This is a genomic window from Rhizobium sp. R634 (genome assembly GCF_002211305.1).
In the GTDB taxonomy this organism is placed as follows: Bacteria; Pseudomonadota; Alphaproteobacteria; order Rhizobiales; family Rhizobiaceae; genus Rhizobium.
On sequence record NZ_LOKW01000024.1, the window covers coordinates 35665 to 60144 of the forward strand.

At 61.8% G+C, this 24480-nt stretch carries 25 protein-coding genes; 12 read left to right on the plus strand and 13 right to left on the minus strand.

Annotated elements, in window-relative coordinates; translation table 11 throughout:
* Positions 1-15: 15 nt before the first annotated feature.
* From ispH to ATY77_RS20720, 3 genes are all read right to left on the minus strand, one after another.
* Positions 16-1017 (minus strand): 4-hydroxy-3-methylbut-2-enyl diphosphate reductase, encoded by a 1002-nt coding sequence (gene ispH, locus ATY77_RS20710; protein WP_088678444.1) that lies wholly within the window; start codon positions 1015-1017, stop codon positions 16-18.
* 139 nt (positions 1018-1156) lie between these two features.
* Positions 1157-1912 (minus strand): SURF1 family protein, encoded by a 756-nt coding sequence (locus tag ATY77_RS20715; protein WP_088688646.1) that lies wholly within the window; start codon positions 1910-1912, stop codon positions 1157-1159.
* Entirely contained in the window at positions 1905-2285 is a 381-nt protein-coding gene (locus tag ATY77_RS20720) for a DUF983 domain-containing protein (RefSeq protein ID WP_088688647.1), read from the minus strand. Before ATY77_RS20720 ends, ATY77_RS20715 begins: the two co-directional genes overlap by 8 nt.
* 139 nt (positions 2286-2424) lie before the next feature.
* On the opposite strand from ATY77_RS20720, the gene ATY77_RS20725 reads away from it, so the two are divergent.
* Entirely contained in the window at positions 2425-3066 is a 642-nt protein-coding gene (locus ATY77_RS20725; RefSeq protein ID WP_088688648.1) for a chloramphenicol phosphotransferase, read from the plus strand.
* 54 nt (positions 3067-3120) lie between these two features.
* On the opposite strand, the gene ATY77_RS20730 is transcribed toward ATY77_RS20725, so the two are convergent.
* From ATY77_RS20730 to coxB, 6 genes are all read right to left on the minus strand, one after another.
* Complete coding sequence (locus tag ATY77_RS20730) at positions 3121-3999, minus strand: cytochrome c oxidase subunit 3 (protein WP_088678448.1); 879 nt, start codon at positions 3997-3999, stop codon at positions 3121-3123.
* Positions 4000-4060: 61 nt separating this feature from the next.
* On the minus strand, positions 4061-4669 hold the full coding sequence (locus ATY77_RS20735) for a cytochrome c oxidase assembly protein (RefSeq protein ID WP_088688649.1): 609 nt from the start codon (positions 4667-4669) through the stop codon (positions 4061-4063).
* A complete protein-coding gene (locus tag ATY77_RS32945; protein WP_088678450.1) occupies positions 4666-4806 on the minus strand; it encodes a hypothetical protein in 141 nt (46 codons plus the stop codon). The genes ATY77_RS20735 and ATY77_RS32945 overlap by 4 nt, the downstream gene beginning before the upstream one ends.
* Positions 4806-5756 carry a heme o synthase gene (locus ATY77_RS20745; protein WP_088688969.1) on the minus strand — a complete coding sequence of 317 codons (951 nt, stop codon included), beginning with the start codon at positions 5754-5756 and terminating at the stop codon, positions 4806-4808. The genes ATY77_RS32945 and ATY77_RS20745 overlap by 1 nt, the downstream gene beginning before the upstream one ends.
* A gap of 67 nt (positions 5757-5823) precedes the next feature.
* Entirely contained in the window at positions 5824-7524 is a 1701-nt protein-coding gene (gene ctaD, locus ATY77_RS20750; protein ID WP_088688650.1) for a cytochrome c oxidase subunit I, read from the minus strand.
* A 17-nt stretch (positions 7525-7541) separates the two neighbouring features.
* Positions 7542-8432, minus strand: a complete 891-nt coding sequence (gene coxB, locus ATY77_RS20755; RefSeq protein ID WP_088678452.1) for a cytochrome c oxidase subunit II — start codon at positions 8430-8432, stop codon at positions 7542-7544.
* 316 nt (positions 8433-8748) lie between these two features.
* Here coxB and ATY77_RS20760 point away from each other — a divergent pair, with 316 nt between their 5' ends.
* From ATY77_RS20760 to ATY77_RS20780, 5 genes are all read left to right on the plus strand, one after another.
* Positions 8749-9402, plus strand: a complete 654-nt coding sequence (locus ATY77_RS20760; RefSeq protein ID WP_190237675.1) for an invasion associated locus B family protein — start codon at positions 8749-8751, stop codon at positions 9400-9402.
* Positions 9403-9479: 77 nt separating this feature from the next.
* Entirely contained in the window at positions 9480-10895 is a 1416-nt protein-coding gene (tldD, locus tag ATY77_RS20765) for a metalloprotease TldD (protein ID WP_088688652.1), read from the plus strand.
* Between the two features lie 16 nt (positions 10896-10911).
* Positions 10912-11403, plus strand: coding sequence for a GNAT family N-acetyltransferase (locus tag ATY77_RS20770; protein ID WP_088688653.1), 492 nt, complete (start codon positions 10912-10914; stop codon positions 11401-11403).
* Positions 11404-11681: 278 nt separating this feature from the next.
* Positions 11682-12323 carry a DUF47 domain-containing protein gene (locus ATY77_RS20775; RefSeq protein WP_088688654.1) on the plus strand — a complete coding sequence of 214 codons (642 nt, stop codon included), beginning with the start codon at positions 11682-11684 and terminating at the stop codon, positions 12321-12323.
* Entirely contained in the window at positions 12323-13336 is a 1014-nt protein-coding gene (locus tag ATY77_RS20780) for an inorganic phosphate transporter (protein WP_088688655.1), read from the plus strand. The genes ATY77_RS20775 and ATY77_RS20780 overlap by 1 nt, the downstream gene beginning before the upstream one ends.
* A gap of 33 nt (positions 13337-13369) precedes the next feature.
* Here the strand turns inward: ATY77_RS20780 and ATY77_RS20785 are convergent, their stop codons facing one another.
* Positions 13370-13687: a MazG nucleotide pyrophosphohydrolase domain-containing protein gene (locus ATY77_RS20785; protein WP_088688656.1), complete on the minus strand. Its 318-nt coding sequence runs from the start codon at positions 13685-13687 to the stop codon at positions 13370-13372.
* A gap of 81 nt (positions 13688-13768) precedes the next feature.
* A complete protein-coding gene (locus tag ATY77_RS20790) occupies positions 13769-15067 on the minus strand; it encodes a D-alanyl-D-alanine carboxypeptidase family protein (RefSeq protein ID WP_088688657.1) in 1299 nt (432 codons plus the stop codon).
* Positions 15068-15383: 316 nt separating this feature from the next.
* On the opposite strand from ATY77_RS20790, the gene ATY77_RS20795 reads away from it, so the two are divergent.
* Positions 15384-16421 (plus strand): polysaccharide deacetylase family protein, encoded by a 1038-nt coding sequence (locus tag ATY77_RS20795; RefSeq protein WP_088688970.1) that lies wholly within the window; start codon positions 15384-15386, stop codon positions 16419-16421.
* A gap of 5 nt (positions 16422-16426) precedes the next feature.
* On the opposite strand, the gene pdxH is transcribed toward ATY77_RS20795, so the two are convergent.
* A complete protein-coding gene (pdxH, locus tag ATY77_RS20800) occupies positions 16427-17047 on the minus strand; it encodes a pyridoxamine 5'-phosphate oxidase (protein WP_088688658.1) in 621 nt (206 codons plus the stop codon).
* Positions 17048-17112: 65 nt separating this feature from the next.
* Between pdxH and ATY77_RS20805 the strand changes: the two genes are divergently transcribed.
* The 4 genes from ATY77_RS20805 to ATY77_RS20820 all read left to right on the plus strand — a co-directional run bounded on the left by ATY77_RS20805 (position 17113) and on the right by ATY77_RS20820 (position 20659).
* Positions 17113-17571: an RT0821/Lpp0805 family surface protein gene (locus ATY77_RS20805; protein WP_088678461.1), complete on the plus strand. Its 459-nt coding sequence runs from the start codon at positions 17113-17115 to the stop codon at positions 17569-17571.
* Between the two features lie 347 nt (positions 17572-17918).
* Entirely contained in the window at positions 17919-19103 is a 1185-nt protein-coding gene (locus ATY77_RS20810) for a DnaJ C-terminal domain-containing protein (protein ID WP_088688659.1), read from the plus strand.
* Between the two features lie 121 nt (positions 19104-19224).
* On the plus strand, positions 19225-20043 hold the full coding sequence (gene fabI, locus ATY77_RS20815; protein ID WP_088678463.1) for an enoyl-ACP reductase FabI: 819 nt from the start codon (positions 19225-19227) through the stop codon (positions 20041-20043).
* A gap of 25 nt (positions 20044-20068) precedes the next feature.
* A complete protein-coding gene (locus tag ATY77_RS20820) occupies positions 20069-20659 on the plus strand; it encodes a histidine phosphatase family protein (protein ID WP_088688660.1) in 591 nt (196 codons plus the stop codon).
* A gap of 99 nt (positions 20660-20758) precedes the next feature.
* On the opposite strand, the gene ATY77_RS20825 is transcribed toward ATY77_RS20820, so the two are convergent.
* Positions 20759-21019 carry a DUF1344 domain-containing protein gene (locus ATY77_RS20825; protein ID WP_003569889.1) on the minus strand — a complete coding sequence of 87 codons (261 nt, stop codon included), beginning with the start codon at positions 21017-21019 and terminating at the stop codon, positions 20759-20761.
* Between the two features lie 245 nt (positions 21020-21264).
* Here ATY77_RS20825 and ATY77_RS20830 point away from each other — a divergent pair, with 245 nt between their 5' ends.
* Positions 21265-24435: an EAL domain-containing protein gene (locus ATY77_RS20830; RefSeq protein WP_088688661.1), complete on the plus strand. Its 3171-nt coding sequence runs from the start codon at positions 21265-21267 to the stop codon at positions 24433-24435.
* The last annotated feature ends 45 nt before the right edge of the window (positions 24436-24480 follow it).

Below are 24480 nucleotides of genomic sequence, written 5' to 3' on the forward strand. Positions count from 1 at the left end.
GCGATGAGGCTCGACCTACCCGTTGACGAAGGCCATGTCGGCGGCCGTCAGCTCGATGTTGCGCAATTCCCGGTTGACCAGGAAATTCTCGGTCTCCTGCACCGTTTCGGCCAGTTCGACGCGGGCGTCGAAACGGGCGCGGAACGCCTCGATGATCTCGTTGACGATGACCTCAGGCGCGGAGGCGCCGGCAGAAAGGCCAAGCGTGGAAATCGCACCGATATCATCCCAGTCGAGTTCGGCGGCGCGCTGCACGAGGATCGATTTCTTTGCCCCTGCCCTCAGCGCCACTTCGACGAGACGCTTGGAATTGGAGGAATTCGGCGCACCGACGATGACGAAGAGATCGCAGCCGGGGGCCGCCTGCTTCACCACTTCCTGACGATTGGTCGTCGCATAACAGATCGAATCCGCCGCCGGTGCCGTCAGATTGGGAAAACGTTCGTGCAGGCGGGTGATGACGCCCGCCGTATCGTCGACCGAAAGCGTCGTCTGCGTGACATAGCCGAGATTGTCCGGATCGGGGGGAACATAGGCATCGGCATCCTCGATCGTCTCGATCAGCGACACGGAACCCTCCGGCAGCTGACCCATCGTACCGATCACCTCGGGATGGCCGGCATGGCCGATAAGGACGACGTGGCGGCCGAGGCGATTGTGGCGCATCGCCTGTTTGTGGACCTTGGAAACCAGTGGGCATGTCGCGTCGAGATAGAAGAGATTGCGGCTTGCCGCATCCTCCGGCACGGATTTCGGAACCCCATGGGCGGAAAAGACCACCGGCTGGGCGCGATGTTCGGCCGGGATCTCATCGAGCTCCTCGACGAAGACGGCGCCCTTGGCCTCGAGACCCTCGACGACATAACGATTGTGGACGATCTCATGGCGCACATAGACCGGCGCGCCGTAGGATTTCAGCGCCAGCACGACGATCTGGATGGCGCGGTCGACACCGGCGCAGAAGCCGCGCGGCCCGCAGAGCCTGATCGTCAAGGGAGGTTTCGCCGCAATATTCATGTTTGTTCCGTCAGAATTCCTCATTCCTGTGCTCGTCACAGGAATGAAGGAGAACTTGGCTACGTCCAGCTTCAACAGCAACACCCCGCGTGCGGGGCAACCGACCTCTAGCCCAATATGGCCAAGAATTGAAGCGATACTATTGCCGCGGCGACTTGCCGGGCTTGCGGAACCAGGAGAGCGCCACCACGACGATGAGAACGGCGGCAAGCCCGTACCAGGTGAAAGCGTATTGAAGGTGATCGTTCGGCAGGTCGACCTGGGTGACGCCGCCGATCGGCAGGCCGGCTGGATTGGGCGTGGAATCGGCATCGACAAAGAACGGAATGACGTGCGCCTTGTCCAGGCCGACGCTGTCGGCCATGACGTCGAGGTCCTTCCAATAGAAGATGTTCTTGACGACATCGTTGTCGGGCACCAGCCGTGAGGGCTTGCCGGGGAGTTTGGCCCGGGCCAGGCCGGTGACGGTCTGCTGGTCCGTCAACTGACCCTGCATGCGCATTTCCGGCTCTTTGTTCTCATAGGGAACGAAGCCGCGGTTGACGAAGAGATAGCGCCCGTCGGCAAGCTCCAGCGGGGTATAGACGTAAAAGCCGGTCTGCCCGCGCCATGTGGCGAAGAAGTGCCGTTCCTTGTTGTTGATGTAGCGGCCGGTGGCCGTCACCTTGCGGTATTCGATGTCGTCGCCTGCAGCCGCCAGCGCTTCGATATCCGCAAGCGGCACCGGGGCTGCGACTTCGCGCGCGGCGATATCGGCGAGCAGACCTTCCTTCCAATAAAGGCGCTGCACCTGCCAGGTTCCGAGCGAAATCAGGATGGCGAGTGCGATCAGCACCAGGATGCCGGTGACGACGGGCAACCGGCGGCGCGGTACGGCATTGTCGATATCAGTCACTCAGGCGTCCCTCGCGGGCTTTATGGCGGTATTGCATGGCGATCAGGATGCCCTTGAACCAGCGCAGCGTGAGCAGCGAAAGAATGATCGTCAATGGTCCGAAGAGCAGGATATGCACCCAGATCGGCGGTCCGTAGTTCACCTCCAGCCAGAGCACCATGCCGATGATGATGAAGCCGACGATGAGAATGACGAAGACGGCGGGGCCGTCCCCGGAATCGGCGAAGGAATAATCCAGACTGCAGGAGGCACACCGTGGCTTGAGCCCGAGCAAACCATCGAACAGTTTGCCCTGGCCGCAGCGTGGGCAGCATCCCTTGATGCCTGTTTTCACCGGATCGACGGGGGGAAAATGCGCGCTGTCCTCGCTCATGCTGTTCCTTCCAGCGGCCTCTTGCGGCCGCTGCATTCAATGCTGCCTTAACTCTCCCATAAAGTATTCGCATCCCGAATGGAAATGCCTGCGCGTCTCGCTTGAGCGATTCGCGCCAAACAGAAGAAGAAGAAGACTGATGACCAATGACAACCATGCCGGCCAGATCATTATCTTGAACGGCGCACCGCGAAGCGGCAAATCCAGCATTGCACGCGCAATCCAGGAAGAATTCGAGGGGCCGTGGATCAACCTCGGCGTCGATACCTACAATGCCGTGACGCCGAAACGCTACCTGCCCGGTATCGGCCTGCGGCCGGGCGGCGAGCGGCCGGAGCTGGAGGAGCTGGTGCCGTTCCTCTATGCCGCGCTCTACGAATCGATCGCCATCCATGCCGGGTTGGGGCTCAATGTTGTCGCCGATCTCGGCCATCACGACAGCTATTCGCAACCGCTCGGCATTCTCGGCGATTGCGCCCGGCGCCTGGAAGGTTTTTCGGTGCTGTTCGTCGGCGTGCGCTGTCCGATCGAGACGATCATGCAGCGGCGAGAGGTCAGCCAGGAGGGGCGCGAGACACTGTATCTCCGCGCCACGGAAGACGTTTCCGTCCCCGAGCCGGTGCAGCGCTGGCAGAACGAGGTGCATCGGCCGGGCATCTACGATTTGGAGGTCGATACCTCGGTGCTGACGGCGCTGGAATGCGCCGAGGCGATCCGGCAGCGGCTCGACCTCGGCATTCCCGAGCCTTCTGCCTTTGAAAGGTTGGCAGGCCTGCGTTGAAATGAAAAAGGCGGGGCCAATGGCACCCGCCTTTCGATTTCCTTCCGGCCTCGATCAGCCTGCGGCGACCGGAGCGCCCCAGCCGCCCCAGACGTAGATGCAGAAGAACAGGAACAGCCAGACGACGTCGACGAAGTGCCAGTACCAGGCGGCCGCCTCGAAGCCGAAATGCTGTTTCGGCGTGAAGTCGCCGCGCAGCGCGCGAAGCAGGCAGACCAGCAGGAAGATCGTGCCGACCAGGACGTGGAAACCATGGAAGCCGGTCGCCATGAAGAAGGTCGCGCCGTAGATCGAGCTCTTGAAGGCGAAAGGCGCATGGGCATATTCGTAGGCCTGCACGCAGGAGAAGAAGATACCGAGCAGCACCGTCAGCGTCAGGCCCTGAATCAGGCCCTTCCGGTCGTTGTGCAGCAGCGCATGGTGCGCCCAGGTGACCGTCGTGCCCGACAGCAGCAGGATGACAGTGTTGTAGATCGGCAGGTGCCAGGGATCGAGCACTTCGATGCCCTTCGGCGGCCAGACGCCCCCGGTATAGACCATGCGGGAGGCCTGGATGGCTTCGTTCGGATACAGGCTGGCGTCGAAATAGGCCCAGAACCAGGCGACGAAGAACATCACCTCCGAAGCGATGAACATGATCATGCCGTAGCGCAGGTGCAGCGAGACGACGCGGGTATGGGCGCCTTCGTGCGCTTCCTTCACCGTATCGGCCCACCAGCCGTACATGACGTAGAGAACCAGCACCAGGCCGATGTAGAAGAGCCAGGGATTGGCCAGTTCTATTCCGGCAAATTTGAAAGAGCCTGCGCTGAGGTAGCGCATGTAGCAGACGCCGCCGAGCGCCATGATGAAGGCGCCGAGCGAGGCGAGAATCGGCCACGGGCTCGGATCGATGATGTGGTAGTCGTGATTTTTCTGGTGAGCATCGGCCATGTAGCTATCCCCGGATGTCTTCCTTCACTCCGCTCCCGGCATAGCCGGAAACAAGCCTTGATCAAAGTTTCTTTTCAATCTTCTGCGTTCCGCCCTCATTCGAAGCCACCGGCTTCGGACCCTCTTTGGGGTAGAACGTGTATGATAGCGTAACCGTATGGATATCTTTCGATTCCACAGCCTTGACGATCTCCGGATCGATGTAGAACACCACCGGCATTTCAAGCTTCTCGCCCGGCTTCAGGTCCGTTTCCGTAAAGCAGAAACATTGAACCTTGTTGAAATAGGCGCCCGCTTCGCCCGGCGTGACGTTGAACACCGCCTGGCCGCGCTGGACCTCGTTCGAACGGTTCTCGGCAACGAAATTCACCTGGATGGTCTCGCCGATCTTCGGATTGACCTCGCGCTCCACCGGCTTGAAATTCCACTGCAGGCCGGGAGCGACGTTGGCATCGAAAGTGACGCGCATCTTGCGGTCGAGAACGACGCTCGACATCTGATCGACGCGCTGTGTCGTGCCGTTGTAGCCGGTCACCTGGCAGAAGAGGCGGTAGAGCGGCACGGCAGCGTAGCTCATCGCGCCCATGCCGAAGACGAAACTCAGGCACATCATGACGACGGCGCCGTTGTTTCGGCCCTGCTTCTTCGGCGCGACGGCGTTCTCGCTCATCCTGTTATCCCCGCGCTGAACTTCACGATGGTGATCGCGTAGAAGAGGATGACAAGGCCGGCGAGCGCCAGGCCGAGGGCGATGTTGCGGTTGCGGCGCGACTTGCGCTGCGTTTCGGTGAGCTTGACCATGTCCATCAGAACCAATCTCCCGCATGCGAGACCAGCAGCCAGGCCAGCCGGTCGAACATCAAGGCGGAGAACACGGCGAAGAGATAGAAGATCGAAAAGCCGAAAAGCTTCTTCGCCGGGATCATCTTCAGATCGCCGTCGGGCATGCGCCAGACGGCGATGGAACAGTATATGAAGATCACCCCGAGAACGGCGGCGACCAGGCCATAACCGAAGCTCGCAAAACTGAGGAAGGACGGCAAGACCGCGCAGACAGCGGTCAGCACCGCATAGGCGACGATCTGATGCTTGGTCGTGCGTTCACCGGAGACGTTCGGCAGCATCGGCACGCCGACGGCCTCGTAGTCGCGCATCTTGAAGAGCGCGAGCGCCCAGAAATGCGCCGGCGTCCACAGGAAGATGATGAAGAAGAGAACGGTGCTCTCGATCGTCACCGAGTTTGTCACGCAGGCCCAGCCGATCATCGGCGGGAAGGCGCCGGCGGCACCGCCGATGACGATGTTCTGCGGCGTCGAGCGCTTCAGCCACATGGTGTAGACCACGGCATAGAAGAAGATGGTGAAGGCGAGGATGCCGGCCGAAAGCCAATTGACGGCAAGGCCGAGGATCACGACCGAGAAGCCCGACAGCACCAGGCCGAAGGCCAGCGCTTCGGAGGGGGCCACGCGGCCGGCCGGGATCGGACGGTTGGCCGTGCGGCTCATGATGGCGTCGATATCGGCATCGTACCACATGTTGAGCGCGCCGGAGGCACCGGCGCCGACAGCGATGCAGATGATGGCGATCAGGCCGAGGACGGGATTGATGTGGCCCGGCGCCAGCACGAGGCCGGCAAAAGCAGTGAAGACCACGAGCGACATGACCCGCGGCTTCAAGAGTTCGAAATAATCGCGCGCGCTTGCTTCCGACATTTCGCCGTCCTCTGCAAACACCTCGTGATTGTCGATAACCGTCATCATTCAGTCCTGAATTTCTCGGATCAGGACGCCGTATCGGATGCGGCGTCCTGATGTCCCGCGCGATTTACTTGATGCGCGGAAGCTGTTCCCACTGGTGATAGGGCGGCGGCGAAGGCAGCTGCCATTCGAGCGTCGTTGCGCCCTCACCCCACGGATTGTCGCCTGCGACACGCTTCTTGGCGAAGGCTTCGAAGACGCTGTAGAGGAAGACCAGTACGCCGAAGGCCGAGATGTAGGAGCCGACGGACGAGACGTAGTTCCAGCCGGCGAATGCATCCGGATAGTCGATGTAGCGGCGCGGCATGCCGGCGAGGCCGAGGAAGTGCTGCGGGAAGAACACCAGGTTGACGCCGATGAACATGATCCAGAAGTGCAGCTTGCCGACGAACTCGCTGTACATGTAGCCGGTCATCTTCGGGAACCAGTAATACCAGCCGGCAAAGATCGCGAAGACGGCGCCGAGCGACAGAACGTAGTGGAAGTGCGCCACGACGTAATAGGTGTCATGCAGCGACCGGTCGAGGCCGGCATTGGCAAGCTGGACGCCGGTGACGCCGCCGACCGTGAACAGGAAGATGAAGCCGATCGCCCAGAGCATCGGCGTGCGGAACGAGATCGAACCGCCCCACATCGTCGCGATCCAGGAGAAGATCTTCACGCCCGTCGGAACGGCGATGACCATCGTCGCGAAGACGAAGTAACGCTGCGCATCGAGCGAAAGGCCGACCGTATACATGTGGTGGGCCCAGACGACGAAGCCGACAGCGCCGATCGCGACCATGGCATAGGCCATGCCGAGGTAACCGAAGATCGGCTTCTTCGAGAACGTCGAGATGATGTGGCTGATCATGCCGAAGCCCGGCAGGATGAGGATGTAGACCTCGGGATGACCGAAGAACCAGAAGAGGTGCTGGTAGAGGATCGGGTCGCCGCCGCCTTCAGGAGAGAAGAAGGTGGTGCCGAAGTTACGGTCGGTCAGCAGCATGGTGATGCCGCCTGCCAGAACCGGCAGCGACAGCAAGAGCAGGAAGGCGGTGATCAGCACGGACCAGGCAAACAGCGGCATCTTGTGCAGCGTCATGCCGGGGGCGCGCATGTTGAGGATCGTGGTGATGAAGTTGATCGCACCGAGGATCGACGAGGCGCCGGCGATGTGGAGCGCGAAGATCGCAAGATCGACAGCCGGTCCGGGCGTGCCGCTCGTCGCCAGCGGCGGATACATCGTCCAGCCGCCGCCGGTGCCGTAGGCGCCTGCCGGGCCTTCGACGAACATCGACAGCAGCAGGAGCGCGAAGGCCGGAACGATCAGCCAGAAGGAGATGTTGTTCAGGCGCGGGAAGGCCATGTCGGGCGCGCCGATCATGATCGGCACCATCCAGTTGGCGAAGCCGCCGATCATCGCCGGCATGACCATGAAGAAGATCATGATCAGCGCGTGCGCCGTCGTGAACATGTTGAACATTTGCTTGGCGCCGTCGATCGCGGCGTCGCCCTCATAGCCGTAGACCATCGAGGCGAGACCGTGGAAGATCTGGATGCCCGGCTCCTGCAGCTCCATGCGCATGGCGACGGAAAGCGCGCCGCCGATGATGCCGGCAATGATCGCGAAGATCAGGTAGAGCGTGCCGATGTCCTTGTGGTTCGTCGAGAACAGCCAGCGATTGGCAAAGCTCGGCTTATGCCCATGATCATGGTGATCGTCATGTGCGTGATCATGATGAGCGTGACTATGAGAATGATCGTCGTGAGCGGAAGGTCCAGCCATTGTCCCGATCCCCTTTATTACTGTGCGGCGTTTTCGGCGACGTCGACGGTCTTTGCGGGACCATCGGTTGCGGCCATGAGTGTCTTATAGGCGCCGGGCAGGTCGCTCGCGGCCGTGGTCAGCCACTGCTTGTACTTGTCCTCGGAGACGACGCGGATGGCGATCGGCATGAACGCATGGTCCTTGCCGCAGAGCTCGGAACACTGGCCGTAGAACAGGCCTTCGCGCTCTGCCTTGAACCAGGTTTCGTTCAGGCGGCCCGGCACGGCATCGATCTTGACGCCGAAGGACGGCATGGCGAAAGCATGAATAACGTCGGTCGGCGCCGCGGTCACGAGAACGCGCACGGTCTTGTTGACTGGCAGGACCAGCTCGTTGTCGACGGCGAGAAGGCGCGGATAAACCGACTTGTCTTCCTTGCCGGCGGCGGCGCGGTCCTGATCCTTCAGCAGGTAGGAATCGAAGGCGAGCGGCGCTTCGCCCGAACCCTCATATTCATAATTCCACTGCCACTGGGTGGCGGTCGCCTTGATCGTGACGTCGGGGTTTTCAGGCAGCGTCAGCTGCGCCGTCAGAAGATTGAACGAGGGAATGGCGAGAAAGAGCAGCGCCAGAACCGGCCCCACGGTCCAGGCAACTTCGATCAGCGTATTGTGGCTCGTCTTCGACGGCACCGGGTTCGCGCTGGCGCGGAACTTGACGCAGACGACGATGAGCAGGATCAGAACGAAGAGCGTGATCGGAACAATAAATATCAGCGTATATTGTTCGAACCAGTGGATATCCCGCATGATCGGCGTCGCCGCCGGCTGCAACGTCGCCTGCCACGGCATCGGCTGGTCGGCATATGTGCCGGAAGCAAAAAGCAGACAGACCAGCGCGGTCAGAGCTGCATAAGCCTTCTTCATCACCTTATTATCTCCCTCGAGCGCTTGACCTGCAAAATCGAACGCAGAATCCTTGCCATCTTCAGCGCTTCAAACCACAGTTTGGCATTTGCCGCAACAGGCCAGAGCAATTGTCTATGCGGCATTTTTGCCTAAACAGGAGGCAGGCCCGGGCGGCAAAACATCCCAAGTTTTTCATCAGCATATGAAAAAAGACCTTTCCGGCCAATCCGCCGCCCGAACATTCTTGCCGAAAGGTCCAATTTCTGCCGCAGTCCCCCGGTTTTCACGGGGTGGGGCTTTTCATTTTCCATGGGCGGCTTCAACAATAGCGGCAATGATTCGATATCCAGAGGTTTTCATGGGTTTCCGTTCCCTCGCGCGGTCGCTTCTCCTGACCGCCAGCATCGCGGCCGCTGCGACGACGCCCGTTTTCGCACAGCAGCCCGCCGCTCCCTCGCAGGCAAAACCGCCGGCCGCCCCTGCTCCGGCGCCGCAGCAGCCGGCACCCGCCACTCCGAATGTCGAACAGGTAACCCCGGGCCAAACGCAGCCGCAGGCACCCGGCACAGTGAAATCCAATCATGGCGCGTGGTCTGTTGTCTGCGACAAGCCGGCCGGCGCTTCGGCCGAACAATGCGCGCTGATGCAGAACGTCATCGCCGAGGACCGGCCGGAGGTCGGACTTTCGGTGGTCGTGCTGAAGACCGCCGACCGCAAGTCGAAGATCCTGCGCGTGCTTGCGCCGCTGGGCGTGCTTCTGCCGAACGGGCTCGGGCTCAATGTCGACGGCAAGGATATCGGCCGCGCCTATTTCGTGCGCTGCTTCGCCGACGGCTGCTATGCCGAGGTGGTGCTCGAGGACGAGCTGCTGAAGACCTTCCGCAGCGGCGCGCAGGCAACCTTCATCGTCTTCCAGACCCCGGAAGAAGGCATCGGCATTCCCGTCGACCTCAAAGGCTTCGCCGAAGGCTTCGACGCCCTGCCCTGACAGCTGGGCCTTGCTCGGACAATCCATCAGACCTACATCGGCTTTGAGCACTCCTGCTCTTCAGCGGAGCATAAGACATGACCACCGATCTCCTGACGCTTTTCGATGCCGACGAAGCGGCGATGCGCAAGCATGTCGCCGAGGCTCTGTCCGGCGCCGATGACGGCGAGCTCTTCATCGAGCATGCGCAGGCGGAGGCGCTGACCTTCGACAATGGCAGGCTGAAGGGCGGCAGCTTCAACACCGAGCAGGGGTTCGGCCTACGCGCCGTTGCCGGCGAGGCGGTCGGATATGCCCATGCCGGGGATCTTTCCGTCTCGGCGCTGAAGCGGGCAGCCGACGCGGTCGGCGCCGTGATGCGCGGCTATTCCGGCGCTTACGCGGCCGCACCGCAAGGCACGAACCGCAAACTCTACACCGACGAGAACCCGATCGGCTCGCCGACTTTCGAAGAGAAGGTAAAGGTGCTGACCGATATCGACGCCTATCTCAGGAACAAGACCGACAAGGTGCGGCAAGTCACTGCTTCGGTGGCGGCGAGCTGGCAGGTGGTCGACATCCTGCGCGCCGATGGCCGCCGCGTGCAGGACATCCGCCCGATGACGCGCATCAATATTTCAGTCGTCGTCGGCGAAGGCGAGCGGCAGGAAAGCGGCTCCTACGGCCAGGGCGGCCGCATCGGCTTCGGCGATTTCATCGCGACGGGAAGCTGGAAGCAGGGTGCCGACGAGGCGTTGCGCCAGGCGCTCGTCAATCTCGAGGCGATCGACGCGCCGGCGGGCACGATGGACGTCGTTCTCGGCTCCGGCTGGCCGGGCGTGATGCTGCACGAGGCCGTCGGACACGGACTGGAAGGCGATTTCAACCGCAAGAAGACGTCGGCTTTCGCCGGCCTCCTCGGCCAGATGGTCGCTGCACCCGGCGTCACCGTCGTCGACGACGGCACGATCGACAGCCGCCGCGGCTCGATCACCATCGACGACGAAGGCACGCCGTCCGGCTACAACGTGCTGATCGAGAACGGCAAGCTCGTCGGCTACATGCAGGACCGGCAGAACGCCCGGCTGATGGGCATGCAGCCCACCGGCAACGGCCGCCGCCAGGGCTATGCCCATGTGCCGATGCCGCGCATGACCAACACCTATATGCTCGGCGGCGACAAGACGCCCGAAGAGATCATTGCCTCGGTGAAGAAGGGCGTCTATGCCGTCTCCTTCGGCGGCGGCCAGGTCGACATCACCTCCGGCAAGTTCGTCTTCGGCTGCACCGAAGCCTATCTGATCGAGAACGGCAAGATCGGCGCGCCGATCAAGGGGGCAATGCTGATCGGCAACGGGCCGGACGCGATGAAGCGGGTCTCGATGATCGGCAACGACATGAAGCTCGATACCGGCATCGGCAATTGCGGCAAGGCCGGCCAGTGGGTTCCGGTCGGCGTCGGCCAGCCGCATCTGCGCATGGATCAGATCACTGTCGGCGGCACGCAGGCCTGAGGCAGAGGGATCGTCGATGGCGGAAATCGAAATCAGAGCTTTTGCCGCCGATGACGCCGATGACGTGCTTTCAGTGATCCTGCCGATCCAGCGCGAGGAGTTCGGCATCAATATCACCGCGGATGCCCAGCCCGATCTCAGGGTTATCCCGGATTATTATCAGTCCGGCAAAGGGCAGTTCTGGGTTGCCGTCAAGGACGGCGCGATCGTCGGCACGCTCGGGCTCAAGGACATCGGCCACAATCAGGCGGCGCTGCGCAAGATGTTCGTCGCCGCCGAGGTTCGCGGCAGCGAACACGGCGTGGCGGCGCGGCTTCTCGACCGCTTGTTCTCTCACGCCAGGGATGCCGGCCTCACCGATATCTTTCTCGGCACGACCGACAAATTCGTCGCCGCGCATCGCTTCTACGAGAAGAACGGCTTTGTCGAGATCGCCAAGGCCGACCTGCCCCGCTCGTTTCCGCTGATGCCGGTGGACAGCAAATTCTACCGGTACAAGTTCGGCTGAGAGGGCATGACGTCACAGACGACGCTCACGCGTTTCGGCATCATGCCAGAGGCGGTTTGACGACCGCTTTTCTGCCCTTCCCGGTAATTTTCCGGTTCCGACTCGCGAAGCGGATTAGCGGCTGCGAGCATCTTTTTCACGTCAGCACTGTCACAAATCTGTCATAAATCTTAATTCGCCCCCTATCTCTTCAAAGAGACAGGCGTTAGGACACGGCCGTCACGGGTAGCGGTCTGCTTTCGCTATCCACAGCGCAGACCAAGAATCGCGAGGTCCTCATGCTTGGTTGGTTTCGGAAATTGATGCCGCGCGAAGACCGGTTTTTCGCTCTCTTCGAACGGCATTCGAGGACGATCGTCGACGCCGCACAGGCGCTCGACAGGTTGCTGTCCGGCATCGAGATCGAACGCCAATGCGAAACGATCGTGAGATTGGAAGATCAGGCGGACGATATCACGCGTGAAGTCATGCAGGCCGTGCGGCGCAGCTTCATTACACCCTTCGATCGCGGCGATATCAAGGATCTCATCCAGTCCATGGATGATGCGATCGACATGATGCACAAGACCGTCAAGACGATCCGCCTCTTCGAGCAGACCAGCTTCGACCCCGGCATGCGGGAAATGGGCAAGACCGTCGTCGAGGCCGCCAACCTCATTGCCGAGGCAATTCCGCTGCTTGACCGCATGAACGCCAACGCGCCGCGGCTCTCCGCCATCGTCGAGCAGGTCACGCGCGTGGAAGGCCGGTCCGACGAACTGCACGAGCAGGGCCTCAAGGATCTGTTCCGCCGGCACGGCGCCAACAACCCGATGGCCTATATGATCGGCAGCGAGATCTATGGCGAGCTGGAAAAGGTGGTCGACCGTTTCGAGGATGTCGCCAACGAGATCAGCGGCATCGTGATCGAGAATGTCTGATGGACGCCACGCTCGCCCTTCCCCTTCTCGTCGGCCTGATTGGCGTCGCCCTGCTGTTCGATTTTCTGAACGGCCTGCATGATGCTGCCAATTCGATTGCGACGATCGTATCGACGCGGGTCCTGAGGCCGCAATATGCGGTCTTCTGGGCTGCCTTCTTCAATTTCATCGCCTTCCTGTTCTTTGGGCTGCATGTGGCGGAGACGCTGGGAACCGGCATCATCGATCCGGCGATCGTCTCGCCGCAGGTCATTTTCGCAGCGCTGATCGGCGCCATCGTCTGGAACGTCGTGACCTGGATATTCGGCATTCCCTCCAGCTCCTCCCATGCGCTGGTCGGCGGGCTGGTCGGAGCGGGTCTTGCCAAAGCAGGATTGAGTTCGATCGTCTGGAGCGGTCTCCTCAAGACCGCTGCCGCGATCGTCATGTCGCCGATGATTGGCTTTCTCCTGGCGCTGTTTCTGATTCTGATCGTGTCCTGGGCCTTCATCCGGCAGACCCCGTTTGCAGTCGACCGGTCGTTTCGTTTCCTGCAATTCGTGTCGGCGTCCCTTTATTCGCTCGGCCATGGCGGCAACGACGCACAGAAGACCATGGGCATCATTGCCGTGCTTCTTTATTCCCAGGGTTACCTCGGCGGCAGCTTTCATGTGCCGTTCTGGGTCGTTCTTTCCTGCCAAGCCGCAATGGCCCTCGGCACGCTGTTCGGCGGCTGGCGCATCGTTCACACGATGGGGTCGAAGATCACCAGGCTCAATCCGATGCAAGGTTTCTGCGCCGAAACGGGCGGCGCTTTGACCCTCTTCGGCGCCACATGGCTCGGCATACCCGTTTCAACGACGCACACCATTACCGGCGCCATCATCGGCGTCGGCGCAGCGAGGCGCGTGTCTGCCGTCCGGTGGGGGCTCGCGGGCAATATCGTGGTCGCATGGGTCGTTACCCTGCCGGCGGCGGCGATGATTTCGGCGCTTACCTTCTGGCTCGTAACGGGACTGAGCAAAGTCCTCTGACCTCGATGCCGTCCGGGGGAGACGGCGAAGCGCTTACGCGTCGGGCTTCTGCACCGGCTGAAACCGCCACTTCCGTTCGATCGCGGCGGCGAGGTCAATGTCGTTGCGGCGGGCGAAGAGCAGGATATGGCCGAGCAGATCGGCGGTTTCGTCGGCAAGGTCGCGGTCGAGTTCTTCCTGTGTCCGTTCCCTGCGGCGGCCTCGGCCGGTCAGCCGGTTCCAGGCCTGGGTGAGTTCACCCACTTCCTCCTGCAGCTTCAACAGAAACCAATCGGCGTCACGCTTGATGCCGTTGGCTGCCGCATAGGCGGCGGATGAGGTTTCGAACTGATCGGCGAGACGGCGCAGCATGAGCGTTCTCCTTTTGTTTATGGAGGAGACGCTGATTCCCGATGAATGTCCAGAGTGGCCCTGTCTAGGCTACCGCGGCAATCAGCCGTGGTCCGGCAGCAGCATGCAGTCATAGGAGCGCTGCTTCAGGGCATCGCAGGCAGACAGCGCGGCGTCCTTGCTGGCGAAGCCGACGAAGCGGGCGCGGTAGATCCTGTTCGCCCCCTGCCCGACAGCCTCTGTATAGGGCGAAGCGGAAACGAGCGGGGCGCCGCCTTCCGACTGCGCCTGGGCGAGAAGAGCCCGCGCCGCATCGGCGCTGGGTGCGGCCGAGATCTGGATCTGCCAGTTTCCACCGGCCTTTTCCGCCGAGGTCTTCGGAGCCTTGCCGGCATTCAGGATCTCGTCCATCGCGGTCGGACGTTCGAGCGGCACGACGGCATCATCAGCGTAAGCCAGGCTTTCGGGGGCCATGTTCTTCGGCGCGATCTCGATGGTCGAGCGCGGCGCGTTTGCCGGCACAGGAACATCGGAGGCCTCTGCCGCCGACGCGACTTCGACAGGCTCCTTCGCGCCGACGCTCGCAACCAGCCTGGCGCCGCCGGAGGAGGAAGCGCGGCCGAGATGGCGGTCGAGCAATGCCGCCATCTTGTCGTCGCGGCTTCGGGCAGTGCGGCCGCCGAGCACGACGCCGACGACACGGCGGTTGCCGTCCTTGACGGCGCTGACGAGGTTGAAGCCGGAGGCATTGGTGTAACCGGTCTTGATACCGTCCATGCCCTGATAGCGATACATGAGATTATTGTGGCCGCGGACGGTCCGGCCGCGGAAATTGAAGCTTGCCGCCGAGAACAGCCGATACTCGTTCGGATAGTTCTTCATCAGCGCCACGGCGAGCGTCGACATGTCGCGCGCCGTCGTCACCTGGCGCGAATTCGGCAGGCCGGACGCGTTGACGAAGACGGTGCGGCTCATGCCGAGCTGGCGGGCCTTCGCCGTCATCATCCGGGCAAAGCCGCTTTCCGAACCGCCGAGCTTCTCGCCCATGGCGGCGGCGGCATCATTGGCGGACTTGACGATCATGCCATAGACCGCTTCGCGCACGGTGATCGTGCCGCCCGCCTTGACGCCAAGCTTGGTCGGCGGGCGCGCCGCGGCGTATTTCGACATCTTGATCGGCGTATCCCAGCTGATCTTCCCGCGCTTCAACGCCTCGAAGGTGAGATAGAGCGTCATCATCTTCGTCAGCGAGGCGGGGTGGTTCAGCGTGTCGGCGTTCTCGGCGGCAAGGACCTTGCCGGTGCGGGCATCGAGGATCAGCGAAGCGCTGCCGGCAAGGGCGGCAAGTGGCGCCGAAACGGCAAGCGTTACGGTCAAAACAGCCGCCAAAAGCTTTCTCATGCACTTCCCCTCAATGCGCTGGCTCTCGATAAGACCGGCACTTGTGCCGTAATGTGACAGAAGCCGCAAGTTTGGCGCGACTTTGAGGCAACGCCTACTAATTTTCTAGTCTTTTCATCGTCTTGGTTAACAAGGCATGAAAAAACCTGTGCTCTATCGGGATTCAGCAAGGCTTAAGTCGCCCCTGCTAGTTTCGGCAAACCTAAAGCATTTTCCAATTTCTCCAAGCCGAAAATGCTCTCACTTCGTTTCACGCATTCCGGACGTAAAGCCGCTGCGCATTTTTGCTGGAATTGCTCAAATGGGCGGACGCCGCATGACGGGACAATGGAAGCGACTGGCAAAGCGGGCGGCGATCGGCGCCGGGCTGGAGGCGTCTTGGCTCCTCGCCTCGGCCGGCCGGATGCGCGCGGCGCGCGGGCGCGGCGTCGTCTTCACGCTGCATCATGTCCGTCCGCACGCGCCCCAGGCTTTCGAGCCGAACGCGCATCTCGAAATCACGCCTGGCTTTCTCGATGGCGCGTTGCGGCAGCTGAGGCGGGACGGCTATCGCTTCGTGCCGCTCGATGCGCTGCCGGCATTGCTGGCGGAGCCTGAGGGTGCACGGCCGTTCGCGGCCTTTACGCTCGATGACGGATACCGCAATAATCTGGAGCACGCGCTGCCGGTCTTCGAGCGGCATCAGGCGCCGTTCACGGTGTTCGTCGCCGAAGGGTTTGCCGAGGGCTCGCACAGCATCTGGTGGGAGACGCTCGCCATCCTGCTGCGCCAGGCGCCGGAGCTGCGTTTCGATTTCGGTCGCGGCAAGGAGCGTCTGGCGCTCGACAGCCCGCAGCAGCAATGGAATGCCTTCGACCGTTTCGCCGCCTACATTCATCGCTCCGACGAAGCGTCCGCCGTCGTCGCCATCGACCTGCTGGCGCGGGAGAACGGCATCGAGCCGACGGATATCACGCGCGATCTGGTGATGGGTCCGGGCGAATTGCAATGGCTCGCCGTGCGACCGCTTGCAGCGCTCGGCGCCCATACGATCAGCCATCGGGCGCTCGCCCGCCTGCCAGAAGCCGAAGCGAGGATCGAGATGCAGGTGTCGGCCGATTATATCGAGGCGCTGACCGGCATTCGCCCGACGACGATCGCCTATCCCTACGGCACGCCTGAGGCCGCGACCGGCCGCGAGGCGCGGATTGCCGGCAATCTCGGCTTTACGGTCGCCGTCACCACCCAACCGGGGCTACCGGCTGTCGGCCGGACGGCCTATCTGCCGCGCATTTCGCTCAACGGCTTCTACCAGAAGCGACGCTACGTCTCCGCACTCGCCTCCGGCATACCGCTGAAGCTCATGGGCCGGTAAAGCTGTCAGGGATACATTCTCACCTTTTCCCATTCGCCTTCCGGCGACGGCCGGCGGAATTCGATGCGATCGTGCAGGCGGAATTTCTGGTCCTTCCAGAATTCGATCGAGGTCGGGCAGATGCGGAAACCGGACCAGTGGGCGGGGCGGGGAATATCGCCGATGGCATAACGCGCGGTATATTCGGCCACGGCCTTCTCCAGCGCAAACCGGCTTTCGAGCGGGCGGGACTGTTTGGAAGCCCAGGCGCCGATGCGGCTGCCGCGGGCGCGCGTTTTGAAATAGGTGTCCGCCTCGGCATCGGTCACTATCTCGACCGGGCCGCGCAGCCGCACCTGGCGGCGCAGGCTTTTCCAGTGGAAACACATGGCCGCTTTTTTCTGCCCCAAGATTTCACGACCTTTCTGGCTCTCGAAATTGGTGTAGAAGACGAAACCGTCGTCATCGAATCCCTTCAGGAGAACCATGCGGACATTGGGAAGACCATCCTCATCGACCGTCGCGAGCGCCACGGCATTGGGATCGTTGGGCTCGGAAGCCTCCGCTTCTTTCAGCCATTCGGCAAAAAGCTTGAAGGGCTCGCCACTTTCGGTAAAGTCACCGCTTGTTAACTCGTTTGCCGACATATTAGCTCAAATGCCCCGGATTGTTCAAAAATCGCCCAGCTTTTCATAACTGGACAGGATGCAGGGTGGAAGTCATAGCAAAGTCATATCGCCATACAAAGGCCCTGCGGCGACGCAGCAGCGCGTTCCTGGTCATGGGCATCGCGATGCTGTCGCTTTCCGGCTGCCTTGCCGGCGGAATGGATTTTCTGAGCGAAGCCAAGGTCGACCGGTCGGTGGCAACCGGAACCGTGCCGCAGACGCCGCCGAGCACCGATACGCTCTCCGATGAAATGACCGTGCGCAACGCCGTGACTTCGGCCGACGTGCATAAGCTCGAAGGCCAGCCGCTCCCCTGGGCGAATGCATCGACGGGCAGCGCCGGCGTCATCGATACGATCGTAGAGAACAATGAATCCGGCCAGGTCTGCCGCCAGTTCCGCACGACGCGCCATTCCTATGTCGGCATCGCCAAATTCTACGGCAAGACCTGCCTCGTCGGCGGCGGCAACTGGCAGCTCCTGAGTTTCCAGCCGGAAAGCTGATCCATCCGGACAACCGAGTCCCGGAAGCGGACCCCGCCCCTGCTGCACAAGCAAAGCCCTGCAGCGGTTTTGCGCGCCTGGATGAATCACCGCGCTCTGGAAGTTAACGGCCGGTCGCATTCTGCCGAATGCTTAGCAAAGAGCTAACCATTCGGGGCAAAACATCTCCTATCTCCCAGCAAAAAATAAGAAGTGATTAGCAACTCGGCCGCACGATCAGAGTTGAGAATGGCTCGCTCTGCTTTCGCGGCGGTTGGCGGCTGACGAGTTGATATCGGACTTTTGATATTGGGCGGGGATGCCAGGCAAGGACATGGGCCTGCCGCATCACAACACCGGCGGTTTACATGCGCGATCCTTATAAGATTCTTGGCGTCAAGCGCGACGCGGCGGCAGACGAGATCAAGGCGGCCTGGCGCAACATGGCCAAAGCCGTCCATCCCGATCACAACAGGGACGATCCGACGGCGGCCGCCCGGTTCGCCGAGATCGGCCGAGCTTACGAGACGCTGAAGGATCCGCGCAAGCGCAGCCTGTTCGACAACGCCGTGCGCATGGCGGAAGCCAAGAAGCAGGAACAAACGATCATGCAGCAGCGCCAGGCTGCGCGCGAAGCCGCCGTCCGCGCCAAGGCGGCGCAGGCCAATGCCGAGCGGGTGATGGAAGAGCTGGCGCGCGCCGCCCAGAAAGCTGCCGCCGACAGTTCCAGGCAGCAGGCTGACTCCGGCGAAGCGGCTGAAGAGATGGTGGAGCGGATCTTCGGCGCGCGGGCGGCTGCCGGCGGCCAGGCGCAGAGCCGTGCCCAGCAGGCCCGCTATCAGCAGGCCCCGCAGCAGCAGGCACAGGGCCAGACACAGGCCGAGGCCGACAAGCGCCCGGACGGCGATGGCGCCGAGAGCGACATGAAGGGCGACGGCGAGCCGGGCGACACCGCTACCAATGGCGGCGCCAACCTGTCGCTGCCGCTCAGCATCCTGACGTCGCTGGTACGCCGTTTCACCGGCGCCAAGGATGCCGCTGCCGAAAAGGCGCCCGACGAGGTGGCGACGGCGACGGTCACGATCGACGACGTTCTCAAGGGCGGCTGGGTTACCGCCTCGCTGCCGGAGGGGCGTGAAATCGGCTTCGCCTTGCCGGCCGGCACAACGGATGGCCATGAGGTGCGGCTCAAGGGACAGGGCTTCAAGCTGCCGGGCATGCAGCGCGGCGACGCCGTCATCGCCATCCGCATCGCGCCCGATCCGCGTTTCACGGTCGACGGTTTCGATCTGCACGCCGTATTGCCGCTCAGCATCGAAAATGCCGTGCTCGGCACCGAGGCTGATATCAATGGGCCGAACGGGCCGCTGAACGTGACGGTCCCCGCATGGTCCGGCTCGGACAAGACGATCCGGATTGCCGGCCAGGGTTTGCCGCAGGAAGAAGGCGGAAGAGGCGATCTGGTCGTCGAATTGCGCATAATGCTGTGGGAAAAACCCGACGACAAAGTCACCGATCTCATGAGGAGCATGCGCGAAGGCCTGTTCCTGTGAAATTTTTATGACATTCGCACCCTTTGTTACGATACCTAACAGTTGATGATCTCGGCCAAGCTTGAACCGATTAACGGCCTATGCCATAGGCAGGATCGATCAGATTCCTAGGGAGCGAAATATGGCTCAAGCATCCGGCCTCATGGCAGGCAAACGCGGCGTCATCATGGGTGTCGCCAACAATCGTTCGATTGCGTGGGGTATTGCCAAGGCCATTCATGCACAGGGCGGAGAGGTCGCGTTCACCTACCAGGGCGATGCGCTGAAGAAGCGCGTCGAGCCGCTCGCGGCTGAAATCGGCGCGACGCTCGTCGGCCACTGCGACGTCGCCGACGAATCCACCATCGACGAGGTTTTCGCAAACGTCGAAAAGCTGTGGGGCAAGATCGACTTCCTCGTGCATGCGATCGGCTTCTCCGACAAGGACGAGCTGACCGGCCGCTATGTCGACACCTCGGCCGACAACTTCGCCAAGACGATGCAGATCTCCGTCTATTCCTTCACCTCGGTCGCACGCCGCGCCGAGAAGCTGATGACGGAAGGCGGTTCGATGCTCACTCTCACCTATTACGGTGCGGAAAAGGTGATGCCGAACTATAATGTCATGGGCGTCGCCAAGGCCGCGCTCGAAGCCAGCGTCAAATACCTCGCCGTCGACCTCGGGCCGCAGAACATCCGCGTCAACGCCGTGTCGGCCGGACCGATCAAGACGCTCGCCGCCTCGGGCATCGGCGATTTCCGCTATATTCTGAAATGGAACGAGTACAATGCGCCGCTGCGCCGTACCGTCACCATCGAGGAAGTCGGCGATGTCGGCCTCTATCTCCTCTCCGATCTGTCGCGCTCCGTCACCGGCGAAGTTCACCACGCCGACAGCGGTTATCATGTCATCGGCATGAAGGCGGTCGACGCACCCGATATTTCGGTCGTCAAGGACTGATTTCTCCATAAACGGAGCCGAGACCGTGCTTATCTACGTGATCAGACACGGCCAGACCGACTGGAATGCCGAGCGCCGCCTGCAGGGTCAGAAGGACGTTCCGATGAATGCCGTCGGCCTCGAACAGGCCCGGCAAAACGGCATTGCACTTGCGGAGATCCTCGGCGACACGGTCGGCGAATTCGATTTCGTCGCAAGCCCGCTCGGGCGGACGCGCGCGACCATGGAGATCATGCGCGCTGCGATGGGCCTGCCCCCCCTCGCCTACCGCACCGACCCCAGGTTGGTGGAGATATCCTTCGGCGACTGGGAGGGCTCGACGCTCAAGGAATTGAAGGCGACGCAGCGCGAACGGGTGGCGGAGCGCAACGCCTCGAAATGGGATTTCATCCCTCCGGGCGACGACGCGGAAAGCTATGAAATCCTGTCGTGGCGCACCGGCTCATGGCTGAGTTCCGTCGATCGTCCGACCGTCTGCGTGACGCACGGGGGCGTCATCCGCACGCTGTTCCAGACGATCGCCGATTTGCCAAAGAGCACCGCTGCCGAAGGCGGGATCCCGCAGGATCAGATCGTCAGGATCGACACCAGCGAGCGGACGATCGTCTGGCTGTAGTCGTCATCCCAGATTGTGCAGCTGTTTCGGGACGATAAGATGCGGGGCAAAGGAAAGCACGCCGCATAACCCTACGCGACGCGCCTCCGTCAGGCCCGCCTACTTGACGATATCGAGATCGTTGATGACGCGCTTTCCGTCAACTTCGGTATAGAAGACGATCACCTTCACGCCGGCTTCGAGACCGTCGAAATTGAATTCCTCGGGCGCCTGATAAGTCTTGCCGTCATCGAGCGTCAGCACGAGATTGGCCGTATCGACCTTCTTGATCGTCGCCTCCACATCCGCGCTCTCGGCAAAGCCGCTCATCGGCGACAGGAAACTTGCTGTAGCCAAAAGCGTGGCGACGACGAAACGCATGGCGACAATCCTTTTGAAACGCTGCACGAGTACATGACCGGCCACACATAAGCTCCTGAATATGGCGAAAATTGCCCGTAAGAATGGCTTTTCCCGCCCAATTGATGAATAGGATTTTAAATATAATCAAGACAGTGCGTTAACCGTGTCTTTTTCCTCCTCCCCGAACTGTCCGGCATCGAATGCGGGCAAGCGTAAATTAACTCTCGGGCCCTACAGTTGCTGGCGAACACGAGGGTCTTATCTTGCTATCCAGGCTGGGCGACAACAAGCAGTTTCGGCGCGTGTTGAAGAATACCCGCGCGTCTTTTCTGGTATCGTCGCTTGCCGCCCTCGTCGTTATCATGGTGGGCGTGGCTCTCGACCGGGCCAATACTGCGTCGTATGTACGCGAACTTCATATCCGCACCGAAAATGAGACGAATCTCATTCGCGCCCGCGTCATGGCGCAAATCAGCATGGACCTGAGCATCGTCCGAGATCTTTCGAACCTGGTCTCCCTCAGCAGCGTGGCGAACGGAGAGGAAATCGAACGCCAGATCAACTGGCTGCTAATCCAAAACCCGCCTTTCATTCATATCGCGGTCGCGCCTGACTTCATCGTCAACGACGTCTATCCGCCACAATCGGGCAGCGAGCGGATAGGCCGCGACGTGCGCGAGGCCCTTTTCTCGCGGCGGGCCATGACGACCGCGGCCGGCGATCAGACGGCGCGCTTTTATGGTCCGATCAAGGCCGACGGGCGGGATGCCTTCGCCATCTTCTTTCCTGTCTTCGTCAAGGAGAACGGCGAGCGGCGGATCTGGGGGGCGGTCGAAGTCACAATCGACCAGAAGATGTTTTACGAGGCGGCCGGGCTGCTGCCGGCCCGCGACCGCGAGAACCAGGAACGTTATCCGCATCTCGACCACCTCTCGATCGCCATCCGGGATCTCGGCATGGCAGGTGCGACGGCAGCACCGTTCTTCGGCCCGTCCGATATCGACGGCAAGGATCCGGTGCGCCGGAAAATCTCCTTTGCCGGGGGCAAGTGGGAGGTTTCCGCCGTGCCGACCGGCGGCTGGGAGGCAATCCCCGAGAACAGGACCGAGCTGCGTCTGATCGTCCTTGCCGCCGGCTGCATCATCATCATCCCGATCTTCTTCGTGACGCTCCTGCTCGGCGAACGCAACCGCAATATCACCGAGTTGGAGACGCGCGAAGCAAAGCTGCTGGAACTGTCGCAGCGGCTTAATCTGGCGCTTGAATCCTCCAATATCGGCATCTGGGAACTGCAGGATCACTCCAACAGCGTGCTTTGGGACGCCCATGCCGCCGCCCTGCACGGCAAGACGGCGGAAGAAGGAGCTAGGCCGCTCGACGAATGGCTGGCGGCGATCCTGCCCGAGGACCGCGAAATTGCCGAAGTGCATTTCTTCAGCTGCAGCATCGCCGGCGCCGCCTGCACAGGGCAATACCGCGTCATGCTTGCCGATGGCGGTATCCGCCACCTGCGCTCGGTCGGCGCCTTCTATACGGAAGCCGGCGGTACGGGCAAGACGATCGGCATCGTCTGGGACGTGACTTCCGATGCGGAGACCACCGACAATCTGCGCCGGGCCAAGGATACGAGCGAGGTCAAGAATGCCGAGCTGGAGCTGGCGCTCGAAGAGCTTTCGAGCCGCGAGGGGCAGCTCGCCGAGCTTTCGAGCCGGCTCGATCTGGCGCTCAATTCCTATCAGTGCGGCATATGGGAGGCGCGGCCTCACCGGGGCGGCTCGATCTGGAACGAGCGAATGTACGAGCTCTACGGGCTAGAGCCCCGCCATGGCTTCATGACCGAGGAGACATGGCTTAACTGCATCCACCCCGAGGACCGGGGTCTGGCGCTCGAAAGCGCGCGCTACTTCAAGCAGCCGGGCGATACGCATACTCTCGTCTGCCGCGTGATCGCCGGCGACGGCTCGGTGCGTTACGTACGCTCGGTCGGCAAGGTTCACCAGACCGCAAGCGGCGAGATGAAGATCATGGGCATTGCCTTCGACGCCACCGAGGACGTGCTGATGACGATCCGGCTGAAGGCAGCCAAGGACGAGGCGGTCGCCAAGAACATCGAGCTCGAGCTTGCCAAGAACAGGATCGAGCACAACTCGCTGCACGATCCGCTGACCGCGCTCGCCAATCGCCGCAAGCTCGACATGGCGCTCGAAAACCTGACCAATGACGGCCTGCGGCATCGGCAGAAATTCGCGATCCTTCATATCGACCTCGACCGCTTCAAGGAAATCAACGACACGCTCGGCCATGCCGCCGGCGACGCCATGCTGGTGCACGCCTCGAAGGTGCTTGCCAGGAACGTCCGCGGCAGCGATGTCGTCGCGCGTATCGGCGGCGACGAATTCGTCATCCTCGCCGTCGATGTCGACGACGGGCAGATGGCCGAGCTCTCGACGCGGATCATCGAGGAGATGCGCCAGCCGATCGATTTCCAGGGTTTCTCCTGCCGCTGCGGCGTGTCGATCGGCGTCGCGCTCGCAAACGGCATCCATGTTGATGCCCGCAAGGTGTTGATCAATGCCGATATCGCGCTCTATCGCGCGAAGAGCATGGGCCGCAATCGCTTCGAATTCTTCAATCACAATCTTCAGGCCGATATCGTCAACACCAAGCGCACGGCCGACGAAATCCTTGCCGGCATCGACAACGGCGAATTCACCGCCTGGTATCAGCCGCAATTCTTAGCCCGCACGATGGAACTGACCGGCGTCGAGGCGCTGGTGCGCTGGAAGCATCCGTCCAAAGGGCTGCTGACGCCCGACAAGTTCCTGCGCATCGCCGGCGAAATCAACGTCGTGCAGACGCTCGACCGGATCGTGCTGGAAGCGGCGCTGCGCGACAGGATGCGCTGGGCCGCGCGCGGCATTGCCGTTCCCAAGGTGTCGGTCAATGTCTCGGCGCGGCGGCTGCATGACGGCAGCCTGCTGGAATCGCTTGCCGACCTGCATATCCGACCCGGCGAGCTTTCTTTCGAACTGGTGGAATCGATCTTTCTCGACGAGAGCGAGGACGTCGTCTCGCACAATCTCGAGCGCATCAAGGCGCTCGGCATCGATATCGAGATCGACGATTTCGGCACAGGCCATACCTCGATCGTCAGCCTGCTGAAGCTGAAACCAAAGCGGCTGAAGATCGACCGTCAGCTGGTGCAGCCGATCATCGGCTCCTCGCAGGAACGCGCGCTCGTCAGCTCGATCATCGAGATCGCCCGCTCGCTCGGCGTCGAGACCGTGGCCGAAGGTGTCGAGACGGCGGCCCATGCCGAACTGCTGCGCGATCTCGGCTGCGATATCCTGCAGGGCTATGCCTTCTCGCGGCCCCTCTCCTTCGACGATTTCGCCACCGAAGCGGCCGGAACCGGATGGCGTCTGGCGTCATAACCGCCGCCTGCCGGGCGGCCTCGCTTTCCGCTGTTCGCAAAACAC

Excerpts from the sequence above, each read along its gene's own strand:
- ispH (WP_088678444.1), bottom strand. The coding sequence starts at position 1,017 with ATGAATATTGCGGCGAAACCTCCCTTGACGATCAGGCTCTGCGGGCCG.
- ATY77_RS20720 (WP_088688647.1), bottom strand. The coding sequence starts at position 2,285 with ATGAGCGAGGACAGCGCGCATTTTCCCCCCGTCGATCCGGTGAAAACA.
- ATY77_RS20725 (WP_088688648.1), top strand. The coding sequence starts at position 2,425 with ATGACCAATGACAACCATGCCGGCCAGATCATTATCTTGAACGGCGCA.
- ATY77_RS20730 (WP_088678448.1), bottom strand. The coding sequence starts at position 3,999 with ATGGCCGATGCTCACCAGAAAAATCACGACTACCACATCATCGATCCG.
- ATY77_RS20735 (WP_088688649.1), bottom strand. The coding sequence starts at position 4,669 with ATGAGCGAGAACGCCGTCGCGCCGAAGAAGCAGGGCCGAAACAACGGC.
- ATY77_RS32945 (WP_088678450.1), bottom strand. The coding sequence starts at position 4,806 with ATGGACATGGTCAAGCTCACCGAAACGCAGCGCAAGTCGCGCCGCAAC.
- ATY77_RS20745 (WP_088688969.1), bottom strand. The coding sequence starts at position 5,756 with ATGACGGTTATCGACAATCACGAGGTGTTTGCAGAGGACGGCGAAATG.
- ctaD (WP_088688650.1), bottom strand. The coding sequence starts at position 7,524 with ATGGCTGGACCTTCCGCTCACGACGATCATTCTCATAGTCACGCTCAT.
- coxB (WP_088678452.1), bottom strand. The coding sequence starts at position 8,432 with ATGAAGAAGGCTTATGCAGCTCTGACCGCGCTGGTCTGTCTGCTTTTT.
- ATY77_RS20760 (WP_190237675.1), top strand. The coding sequence starts at position 8,749 with ATGATTCGATATCCAGAGGTTTTCATGGGTTTCCGTTCCCTCGCGCGG.
- tldD (WP_088688652.1), top strand. The coding sequence starts at position 9,480 with ATGACCACCGATCTCCTGACGCTTTTCGATGCCGACGAAGCGGCGATG.
- ATY77_RS20770 (WP_088688653.1), top strand. The coding sequence starts at position 10,912 with ATGGCGGAAATCGAAATCAGAGCTTTTGCCGCCGATGACGCCGATGAC.
- ATY77_RS20775 (WP_088688654.1), top strand. The coding sequence starts at position 11,682 with ATGCTTGGTTGGTTTCGGAAATTGATGCCGCGCGAAGACCGGTTTTTC.
- ATY77_RS20780 (WP_088688655.1), top strand. The coding sequence starts at position 12,323 with ATGGACGCCACGCTCGCCCTTCCCCTTCTCGTCGGCCTGATTGGCGTC.
- ATY77_RS20785 (WP_088688656.1), bottom strand. The coding sequence starts at position 13,687 with ATGCTGCGCCGTCTCGCCGATCAGTTCGAAACCTCATCCGCCGCCTAT.
- ATY77_RS20790 (WP_088688657.1), bottom strand. The coding sequence starts at position 15,067 with ATGAGAAAGCTTTTGGCGGCTGTTTTGACCGTAACGCTTGCCGTTTCG.
- ATY77_RS20795 (WP_088688970.1), top strand. The coding sequence starts at position 15,384 with ATGACGGGACAATGGAAGCGACTGGCAAAGCGGGCGGCGATCGGCGCC.
- pdxH (WP_088688658.1), bottom strand. The coding sequence starts at position 17,047 with ATGTCGGCAAACGAGTTAACAAGCGGTGACTTTACCGAAAGTGGCGAG.
- ATY77_RS20810 (WP_088688659.1), top strand. The coding sequence starts at position 17,919 with ATGCGCGATCCTTATAAGATTCTTGGCGTCAAGCGCGACGCGGCGGCA.
- fabI (WP_088678463.1), top strand. The coding sequence starts at position 19,225 with ATGGCTCAAGCATCCGGCCTCATGGCAGGCAAACGCGGCGTCATCATG.
- ATY77_RS20825 (WP_003569889.1), bottom strand. The coding sequence starts at position 21,019 with ATGCGTTTCGTCGTCGCCACGCTTTTGGCTACAGCAAGTTTCCTGTCG.